Genomic DNA, 9698 nt, shown 5'->3' on the forward strand with positions numbered 1-9698 from the left:
GGGGTTAAAGACCCCATTTTTTGATCAAAACTCGACACTCATCCCGAAACTTCAAGGTTTCCACTTGCCCCTCGAAGTCGGGCAGCCGTTCGTTTCTCCTCGTCCAATTCCAACAAGAGGGATCCCGGCTTAGGCCAGGATGGAAGGGGGGAAAACGACAACTCTTGCCGCAATGGATCTGATCCTGTGCCATCAATCGGCGGATTTCGACACCCTGGGGGCGGCGGTGGGAGCGGCCCGCCTGTATCCGGGTGCCCGCATCGCCTTGACCGGGGGATCCCTGCCGGGGGTGCAGGAGTTTTTGGCCTTGTACCGAGATGAATTTCCCCTCATCGAGCTGCGCTCTGTGGATCCGGGACAGGTGCAGCGGTGGATTGTGGTGGATTGTCACGATCCGGATCGCTTGGGAAAAGCTGCCGCTTGGTTGAGCGTCCCCGGCACCCAAATCGAGATTTTCGACCATCACCTCAGGGATCCGGAAACCCCACCGGATGGCTTTTGGCCGCAGCAGCAGGTGAACTGTCATATCGAGGCCGTGGGGGCCACCTGTACCTTGCTGGTGGAGCGGCTGCAGGCTGCTGGGATCCCTCTCAGCCCTTTTGAGCGGCTGGCGCTGGCTTTGGGCATTCACATGGATACGGGATCCCTGACCTTCCCGGAGACCACCGCCCGCGATGCTGCTGCCCTGAGCTGGCTGTTGGATCAGGGGGTGAACCTGGTCTTGTTGCGGCGCTTTTTGGGGGATGGCCTCACCCCAGAGATGCGCGAGCTGCTCAGCCAGGGGTTGGCCCAGATGCAGGTGCAGCAGGTGGGGGAGTATCGCCTGGGAGAATGGCTGCTGGAGCTGCCGGAGTTTGTGCCCGGCTTGGCCGGCCTGGTGATGCGGCTGATGGATCTGACGGGAGTGGATGTGCTGCTCTTGGTGGCGCGGCAGGGGGAGCGGCTCAGCCTGATCGGGCGGGCGCGGCAGGAGTTTGCCCAGTTGGGCAGGGTGATGGCCCTCTACGGCGGCGGTGGACACGATTGTGCTGCAGCAGCCACGTTAAAAGCCAGCCCAGAGCAGCCTTTGCCCGACCCGGCCCAAGTCATGGCGGCTCTCAGGCAGGCTGTCCAAGAGCGGATCCCGCCCCCGGTGACGGCCAAAGATTTGATGTCGGCTCCGGTGCGCACCATCCGACCGGAGATCACCATCGACGAGGCCCAGCGGGTGCTGCTGCGCTACGGCCATTCCGGCCTGGTGGTGGTGGACGCTCAAGGTCGCCTGGTGGGGGTGATCTCGCGGCGGGATATCGATATCGCCCTGCATCACGGGTTTGGCCATGCCCCCGTCAAGGGCTACATGACCACCGATGTGAAAACCCTCTCCCCCGACACCCCCTTGGCGGAGATTCAGCGGTTGATGGTGCAGTGGGATATTGGCCGCCTGCCGGTTCTCCAGGATGGACAGTTGGTGGGCATTGTAACTCGCACCGATGTGTTGCGGCACCTACACGAGTTGCCGGCCCTCTCACCCCAGTTGGCTCTGCCCACCCTTTCCTGCCCCTTGGATCTCACCTTCGCCGCTCTTTCGGAACGGCATCGACAGTTGCTGGAGCAGGCCGCCCGCCTCGCCGATGAAAAGGGCCTGAGGTTGTATCTGGTAGGGGGAACGGTGCGGGATCTGCTGCTGCATCGGTGGGGACGGCAGCCCTCACCCAACCTGGAGCGGCTGGATCTGGACTTGGTGGTGGATGGGCCCTACTCTCCGGCCCTGGATGGGAAGGATCCCCCGGGCTGGGGCTTGATTTTGGGACAAGCGCTCAAACAACGCTTCCCGGAAGCGCGGCTGGAGATCCACGGCAAATTCCAAACGGCGGCCTTGATCTGGCCAGGCGGCTTTTGTGTGGATATCGCCAGCGCCCGCACGGAGTTTTATCCCTACCCGGCCTCTCCCCCCGAAGTGGCCATGGGATCCATTCAGCAAGACCTCTATCGGCGGGATTTTTCCATCAACGCCTTGGCCTTGCGCCTCAACGGCCCCCAGCGAGGACAGGTGCTGGATTTTTTCGGCGGACAAGCGGATCTGCAACAGGGGATCATCCGGGCATTACACCCCAACAGCTTCATCGAGGATCCCACCCGCATTTATCGAGCGGTGCGCTTTGCGGTGCGCCTGGGCTTCGCCCTGGACTCGACCACAGAAAAATGGATCCGCGCTGCTGTGGCCAGTGGTCTGCACGATGCCGTCGGCGGGGATCGCCTCAAGCAGGAGCTGGCCTATATTCTCGGAGCCCGCGATTGGCCCCAAGCCTTTGAGCGGCTGGCAGAATGGGGAGCTTTGCGCTGTATTCACCCCGACCTGGAGTGGGATCCCTCCCTGTGCCGGCGGTTGCAACGGGTGGGCCGCTGGGCTTATCACTTTCGCCGCCGCTATCCTGAGCTGGGATCCCAGGAGATCTGGCAACTGCGCCTAGAGGCTCTCCTCCTCACCCTACCCCAAGCCCCCCAGGTGGCCAGCCAACTCCACCTCACCCAAGCAGGCATCGAACGCCTCAGCCATTCCTCCTATTACCAAACCCTGTTGGCCCAATTGGATCCCGGCACCCTCTCTCCGGCCCAGGTGGTGCAACTGCTGCAGGGGCTGCGGATCCCGGCGGTGATTTTGTTGGCTGGGATCGCCCCCAAGCCGGCCCGGCGGCTGATCTGGCGCTATTTGCAGGAGTGGTACTGGGTGAAGCCGCTCCTCAACGGCCACGATCTGCGTCGTCTGGGTTACAAGCCAGGTCGCCCCTTCCAAGCCATTTTGGAGCAACTGCGCCATCTCACCCTAAACGGCGAACTCCTCACCCCGGCAGAAGCCGAAGCTTGGCTGCAAGAACACTTCCCCCTGCCACAGGCTGGGCCAAAGTAGAAGGTCGAATCAGTCGAAATAGAAGAGAGTCACCAACTTGTGTTGCTCCTCGGCGTGCTTGCAGGCATCCAGCAGCGTGACGCTGTCGTGGAAGACAAAGCAGATCAACTGCTGGCACTTGCTGATGATCTCCAGGTTGCACAGGCGGCTGGCCTCCGCCAAGGGAAGATGGTCGTTTTCCGGATGCTCCACCAGATGCAGCACCTGCTCCAGGCTGGCCCGCGACTCTGCCGGCTGTCGCTCCAAACTCTGCGGCAAGATCACCGTCAAGGACTTCATGTCCGCCCGCATCGCCCCCCGAATGACGGCCAAGTTGGTGCCAATAGCCCCGGATGTGAGGATCTGATTGCCCGTGAGGGCCAAAGCATAGCTGAGGGTCTCGATCAAATACTGGTGGGTAATGGGCACATGACGACTGCCCAGGATGGCCACTCGCTTCGGCCCAACTTGCTGAATGGCGGCCAACTCCTGCAAAAACGTATCAACGCTGGTGGGGACATCAATAGACTGGGTCAACGGGATCCCTCGGCAGATTCTCTAGATCTTGGCTAGGCTATGCTATCTCAAATTTTCGCTTTGGGATCCGGCCAAGTTGAAGCTCTACGGCTTCAGCCCCAAACTTTTGGTGAAGTGCTAAGGCTGTCTGCAGCAAGCTGGGCTTGGCTTTGCGCAGAAGATCCCGCCTGGATGTGGATGGTGTAGCTCATACTGCTGTGAACGCCCTTGCCCAGCCAATGGCCGTAAATGGGAGCGGCATCTCTGGGGTAAGCGCTGGCCGCCAAAGCCACATGACCGTCGGCCACGGCCAACCCTTGGGTGGGATCAAAGCCCCGCCAACCGGCCCCCGGCAAGTACACCTCCGCCCAAGCGTGCAAATGACGGCGCACAGGCTCTGGGGGTTCTCCACCCCTGCTCTCCCCCGAAGGCCGTGAGGGGCTGACCTGGTAGCCACTGACAAAGCGCGCGGCCAAGCCTACCGTACGGCAGACCTCCATGAACACCAGGGCCAAATCGCGGCAGGCTCCGGTTTTGCGATGCCAGGTCAAGCCGGCAGGCCAGGGATCCCCCTTTTCCCGCAAGATGTGGCGGCATTCTGAATAGATGCGCTGGTTCAGCGCCGGCAGAAAAGCTGTCGTTTCCCCCTGCACGTGATCCCATAGCTCCCAGGCCAAGGCCTGGATGCCGGGATCCGCCTGAGCCGTCAGATAAGGCTGTAGTTGAGCTGCCAGCGTGCTGGGATAGTCGATGGGGAGATGGGTGGCCCAATCGCAGAGGAGATAGTCGAAGGGATTCTCCCGCAGGGTGAGCACCGTGGCCTGAGTTTGAATGCGCAAATGCTCGGTGGGATCCTCAAACCAAAGCCGAACTGCTGCGTTGCCCTCCAGCTCCACCAGCGCCGATTGGCCCACCGGCTGCGGATCCACCTGCAACTCAAAAGCCAGGAGAGTCTGGATCCCGTCGCAGCGCGGTCGCAATCGCACCGTATGGGGCTCCAGTTGGACTGGACGACTGTAGCGATATTCGATGAGATGGCGGATCTGAATTTGCACAGGTTGGCCAAATGACGGGCAAGGAGTTTTATCACAGGCAAAGGAGCACCGAGATCAGGCAACCCAAACTGCTCCCAGATCAAAGCCAAGAAGCGGTTGCATCGTCTGCCCGAGATCTCTAGACTTCAGGGATCCCGAGTTTGAGATCTCGGAGAGCTTTGCCCTGCCTTCCCAATCATCGAAACCTCCAGCTTAGAGCGGATGTACTCCCCAGCCTGTACAGGAGCATAGCGAGGGGGATTTGCTGCATTCTGGCATGTGGGCAGGCATTCGATCCAAGCATCGTCCCGAGGAGCTGTAAAGTAAACCAAAGACAGGCGGCGACTGGAACCGAAAGCCGATCGGGGTGGATTGACCACGCGGTGCAACGTGGAGCGCCAACGGTCATTGGTCCAACGGGATAGCAGATCGCCAACGTTGATGACAAAGGCGTTGGGAACAGCCTGCACATCAATCCACTCTCCTGCTTTGGAGTACACCTGCAGCCCTCCCGGCGCCCCATCCTGTCGCAGAATCGTGAAGCCACCGTAGTCGGAGTGAGCCCCATAGCGTAGCTGTCCCGGGATGGGCTCCACCTCCTGTTCAGGATAATGCACAGCCCGCAGCACTCCCCCTTTCCCCTCCATAAAAGGCAGAAAATAGGTTTCCGGCAGATCCAAAGCCAACGCGCCCATGCGCATCAAGGTTTGGGTGAGCTGAAGCAGAGCCGCATCATAAGCCAGAAGAGCAGCCCGCAGTCCTGCTGGATGGGTGGGCCAAAGGTTGCCCGAATCCGGATCCACCCCTGCTTGGGGCCGTTGTGGATCTTCCCGAAACAGGTCATTGAACACCAGCGCCTCACAGAGATCGTAGGGAACCTCTGCCCCACGGGTAGCGGCTACACTTTCGATGCCAATCGGCAGGTATCCCTGGTTTTTGACGCGATCCGGAGTCACCACCTCCATTTTTTGTTCCAGCGGCAGGTCGAAGAAAGCCCTCGCTCTCTCGTAGGCTGTTTGTATGATGGCCTCCGGGATCCCATGCCCTGTGATCACCACAAACCCCACCTCCTCCAAGGCTGCCCCAAAAGCCTTTGCAACCCCTAGCGGATCCGTGCCCTCCCGAAAGGGGGTCAAATCCAGACAAGGGATCCCAGCTTGCTCAAAGGAAGAAACTGGAGACATGGCCGACGTAGAGACAGGCGCTCAGAACAGCTCCTACCCTACGAAGAAAACCTGCCCCAAGACTGTGTGGGCGGATACCCCCTCAGAGCTGGCACCGGCTCAACCCCACATCCAGAAACGAAACTAGGGATACTCTTGCTTGGCCTGTTGCCAGAGGACTTCCAGCTCCTGGAGACTGCGCCCTTTCAGAAGGGAGCTTTTGCCACCGCCGGGCGTGGATCCCAGCAGTTCCTGAGCCAGCTCTTCCATGCGCAAAAAACGACGGGCAAAGCGCAGATTGGTTTGGGCCAGAGCTTGGGCAGCATCCAAACCGTACCAACGGCCCAAGTTGACCAGAGCAAAAAGCAGATCCCCCAGTTCGGCTTCCTGGCGAGTTGGATCGGGGGGATCCCTCTCCAATTCTCGACGCAGCTCGGCTTCTTCCTCGCGGATCTTGGCCCAGATCCCCTCCACCGTTGGCCACTCAAACCCTGCCCCCACCACTTTGCAGGAAATTTTCAGGGCAGCCATTAGGGGAGGCAAACTTTGGGCATAGTGCAGCAGTTTTTGGCCAAGGCTTTGATCCGGTCGCTCCCCTTGCTTGATCTGTTCCCAAGAGCGGTGCAACTCCGGAAGATCTGCCATCACAGCATCCCCAAACACATGGGGGTGACGGCGGATCAGTTTATCGGCAATTCGCGCAGCCACAGCTTCCAGATCAAAGTGGTTCTGCTCGGCAAAGATCTGAGACTGCAACACCACCTGCAACAACAAATCCCCCAGCTCTTCGGCAATCGCCGCCGGATCCCCGGCTCGAATGGCAGCTACCGTCTCATACGCTTCTTCGAGAATGTAGGGGGTCAGAGACTCCGGAGTTTGGGCCCGATCCCAGGGACATCCATCGGGGGCACGCAACCGAGCAACAACAGCCGCCAAACGACTCAGGTGCGAGGTAGAGGCGGAACGCTCCAGATAGAGGTGGGCAAAATGCCCCGTTGCTTGGGGATCCCAGCTTTGCAGCGTCAGTGGGCCGGCCACCACCTCTAAGCCCTCCGTTAACAACGTAACAGGCTGGACAGGAGCACAGACCTGTTGCAAAACACTGCGCAGCTCCGCCGGATCCTTTCCCCCACAGCTTTTCAGCAGTAGGGATCCCTGCTCCGCAGTAGACCACCGAGCCAGAGCTTGTTGCCAGTCGGGCTGAAGACTATCCAGCGTTTGCAGCATGGTCAAAAGGGTAGGTGCGGCCCAAATCCAAAAGGCGGCTGAGCTGCTCCAGATCGATGAAACTCAACTCCAAAAGAATCATCAGCAACGGCCCTTGCTGGCGATGTTGCAGCTTCTTGGCCAGGCTCAGTTGAGAACGGTCGATGATGCCCGTTTGCAAGAGATATTCCTCAAGGGCTGGGGGGGGAATGGGATCTAGCATGGTCGTTTCGCAGCGCTGAAGAAGGACAAATATGAAACTGAGAAGATAGTAAACTAACGTAACTATTCTTAACACTCCTACAGAGTTTCGGCAAAGATCCGGCTGGCAAATAGGCCACAGGTGAGCTTACCAAGCCCTGTGCCCACAGCTCCACGGCAAGAAAACCCCTAAATTGCCTCAGCAAATGAGGTTTCTGTATCCAAGGACACAAAAAATGGGTAGCGAGAGGTCATGGTATGATAGCAGATTGGCGATCAGTTGGCAGTACCCTGAAAGGCTGGCTGCTTCTTCTTTGTTTGGAGAAACCAACTTGCCTTGGCAAGATGTTACTTTTTTATCTGACTAATTCTGGTATTTAGATAAAAATCTTACAATAACTGCTCAGGGATCCAATCTGTTCGGCTCCTCTGGGATCCGCCCTGGGGCTGCCATCCTGCTCGGGTTAGCTAGACCGCCGAGAAGTCCCGCCCTCTATGTATCAGCATGGGAGTCGGGATGAGAGGCGGAGATTCCTGCGCTATGATAAGCAGAGAGCGGTGGGGCATCCCGTTCTTAAAGCTCAGGAAATGTCCTTAACAGGAGTCACTGTTCGCGTCAGCGGGACGGAGTCCTTGAAGCTCGCACTCTTTCGCTTTAGCGGCGCGGAGCGCTTTGCATCAGCATGAGTGCAGGAGTATGTCACCTAAGCTAGAAACGGCTGCAGGATGGACTCCCATTATGTCTGAAGCCCAAGGTTTACTGCCGGTGGGGGCAACGGTTCAAGTGGTGGAGATGCCTCCTTACCTAAAAACGGCTGACCCAATGCCGATGTTGCGCCCGGCCCATTTGATCCGCTTGCACGAGCAAGGGGTGATCCTGCAGCGACGGCTGTTGGGCACCTACAGCGTGCAGTTTGCCAATGGCATCTTTCTCATAGACGGAAAATATCTTGCCCCGGTGGGATCCCTGTCCTAGTGCGCCCATTTCTCCTCCGAGCCAGCTCGATGGGTTTGTCGGCCTTCAGAACCTTTGGGAGCTGGCAGCTTTCCACAGAAGCGAGCCTTCGACTGACCGGCGGACTTTCGCGGTAGATTAAGGTGTGCCGGTTGGGGTTGGGTCAAAGTTTGGCTCAGCCGGTGAGATCCACCTCAACTTGCGCTAATCCCTGCTTCTTACTGCCCTCCATCCCACTAGACCAGCGCTGCTTATGCCCAGAGTCATCGTCACAGATCCCATCGATCAGGCGGGGATCGACATTCTCTCCCAAGTCGCTCAGGTGGATGTGCAAACTCAGCTCACCCCAGAGCAGTTGATCGCGGTCATCCCCAACTACGATGCCATCATGGTGCGCTCCGGTACACGGGTTACCCGAGAGGTGATCGAGGCGGGGACGAACTTGAAGATCATCGGGCGGGCGGGCGTTGGCGTTGACAACATCGATGTGCCTGCCGCAACCAAAGCCGGGATCCTAGTGGTCAACTCCCCAGAGGGCAACACCATTGCCGCTGCCGAGCACGCCATTGCCTTAATGATGGCCCTCTCCCGCCACATACCTGATGCCAATGCCTCTCTGAAATCGGGCCTGTGGAATCGGCAAGAGTTTGTCGGCGTAGAAGTCTACAAAAAAACGCTGGGGATTGTCGGATTGGGTCGGATTGGATCCCATGTGGCCCAGATTGCCAAGGCGATGGGGATGAAGCTGCTGGCCTATGACCCCTATCTGTCCGTGGAGCGGGCAGAGCAACTGGGGGTGCGCCTGGTGGACTTCACAACTTTGGTGCAGGAATCGGACTACATCACCTTGCACGTTCCCAAAACCCCTGAAACCACCAACCTGTTCAACGCCGAAACCTTCCGCATGATGAAGCCGACCGCCCGCCTGATCAACTGCGCCCGTGGCGGTTTGGTGGATGAACAAGCCCTGTATGAAGCCCTGAAATCCGGTCAAATTGCCGGAGCGGCTTTGGATGTATTTGCCAACGAGCCCCTGAAGGACTCTCCGCTGTTTTCTCTGGGCAAGGAAGTCCTGCTCACTCCCCACTTGGGGGCCTCCACCGAAGAAGCCCAGGTGAACGTGGCCATCGATGTGGCCGAGCAGATCCGCGATGTGTTGCTGGGGCTGCCGGCCCGCTCTGCTGTGAACATCCCCGGCTTACAGGCAGAGGTGCTGCAAAACCTCAGACCCTACCTGGACTTGGCCGAAACCCTGGGCAACTTGGTTGGCCAATTGGCGGGGGATCGCGTCAACCAGTTGGAGATCCGCCTGCAGGGAGATCTGGCAGAAAAAGATGGTCAGCCGATCGTCATTGCCGCCCTCAAAGGGCTTTTGACGCTGGCGCTGCGGGAGCGGGTCAACTACGTCAACGCCTCCATTGAGGCCAAAGAACGGGGCATCCGGGTGGTGGAAACTCGAGATCCCTCTTTGAAAGATTATTCCGGATCCCTGACGTTGATTGCCCATGGCCCCAATGGGATCCGCTCGGTTTCGGGGGCGTTGATTGGGGAGCGAGAGGTGCGGATCACCCAGATCGACGAGTTCCCGGTGAATGTGCCCCCTTCCGCCAACATGCTGATGACCCTGCACCGGGATATGCCGGGGATCATCGGGCGGATTGGCACCTTGCTGGGAGCCTACAATGTCAACATCGCCAGCATGCAAGTGGGCCGCAAGATCATCCGCGGCGATGCAGTGATGGTGCTCAGCTTGG

The 9698-nt window shown here is 59.0% G+C and carries 8 protein-coding genes (1 of these 8 running past the window's edge); 3 read left to right on the forward strand and 5 right to left on the reverse strand.

Annotated elements, in window-relative coordinates; genetic code table 11:
- Positions 1 to 172 precede the first annotated feature (172 nt).
- Positions 173 to 2890, forward strand: a complete 2718-nt coding sequence (locus tag NW816_RS06885; RefSeq protein WP_414408674.1) for a CBS domain-containing protein — start codon at positions 173 to 175, stop codon at positions 2888 to 2890.
- Positions 2891 to 2899: 9 nt separating this feature from the next.
- Here NW816_RS06885 and NW816_RS06890 read toward each other — a convergent pair whose 3' ends face one another.
- From NW816_RS06890 to NW816_RS06910, 5 genes are all read right to left on the reverse strand, one after another.
- Positions 2900 to 3406, reverse strand: coding sequence for a hypothetical protein (locus tag NW816_RS06890; protein ID WP_011434437.1), 507 nt, complete (start codon positions 3404 to 3406; stop codon positions 2900 to 2902).
- A gap of 92 nt (positions 3407 to 3498) precedes the next feature.
- Positions 3499 to 4440 (reverse strand): transglutaminase family protein, encoded by a 942-nt coding sequence (locus NW816_RS06895; protein ID WP_414408675.1) that lies wholly within the window; start codon positions 4438 to 4440, stop codon positions 3499 to 3501.
- 125 nt (positions 4441 to 4565) lie between these two features.
- Positions 4566 to 5603, reverse strand: a complete 1038-nt coding sequence (locus tag NW816_RS06900) for an isopenicillin N synthase family dioxygenase (RefSeq protein WP_414408676.1) — start codon at positions 5601 to 5603, stop codon at positions 4566 to 4568.
- Positions 5604 to 5726: 123 nt separating this feature from the next.
- The gene (mazG, locus tag NW816_RS06905; protein ID WP_414374718.1) at positions 5727 to 6809 is read right to left on the reverse strand and encodes a nucleoside triphosphate pyrophosphohydrolase; all 1083 of its coding nucleotides are present in this window, start codon (positions 6807 to 6809) and stop codon (positions 5727 to 5729) included.
- On the reverse strand, positions 6790 to 7011 hold the full coding sequence (locus NW816_RS06910; RefSeq protein WP_414332365.1) for a DUF2949 domain-containing protein: 222 nt from the start codon (positions 7009 to 7011) through the stop codon (positions 6790 to 6792). Before NW816_RS06910 ends, mazG begins: the two co-directional genes overlap by 20 nt.
- 717 nt (positions 7012 to 7728) lie before the next feature.
- Between NW816_RS06910 and NW816_RS06915 the strand changes: the two genes are divergently transcribed.
- Positions 7729 to 7965 (forward strand): DUF3148 domain-containing protein, encoded by a 237-nt coding sequence (locus tag NW816_RS06915; RefSeq protein WP_011429589.1) that lies wholly within the window; start codon positions 7729 to 7731, stop codon positions 7963 to 7965.
- Between the two features lie 232 nt (positions 7966 to 8197).
- On the forward strand, positions 8198 to 9698 hold the 5' portion of the coding sequence (gene serA, locus NW816_RS06920) for a phosphoglycerate dehydrogenase (RefSeq protein ID WP_414332254.1). It continues 80 nt past the right edge of the window; 1501 of the gene's 1581 nt are visible here — the first part of the coding sequence; it begins with the start codon at positions 8198 to 8200; its stop codon lies beyond the right edge, outside the window.

It is taken from the genome of Synechococcus sp. W55.1 (genome assembly GCF_047461655.1).
Taxonomy (GTDB): domain Bacteria; phylum Cyanobacteriota; class Cyanobacteriia; order Thermostichales; family Thermostichaceae; genus Thermostichus.

Coding starts and splice junctions, on each gene's coding strand:
- mazG (WP_414374718.1), bottom strand. CDS start 6,809: ATGCTGCAAACGCTGGATAGTCTTCAGCCCGACTGGCAACAAGCTCTG.
- NW816_RS06885 (WP_414408674.1), top strand. CDS start 173: ATGGATCTGATCCTGTGCCATCAATCGGCGGATTTCGACACCCTGGGG.
- NW816_RS06910 (WP_414332365.1), bottom strand. CDS start 7,011: ATGCTAGATCCCATTCCCCCCCCAGCCCTTGAGGAATATCTCTTGCAA.
- NW816_RS06915 (WP_011429589.1), top strand. CDS start 7,729: ATGTCTGAAGCCCAAGGTTTACTGCCGGTGGGGGCAACGGTTCAAGTG.
- NW816_RS06900 (WP_414408676.1), bottom strand. CDS start 5,603: ATGTCTCCAGTTTCTTCCTTTGAGCAAGCTGGGATCCCTTGTCTGGAT.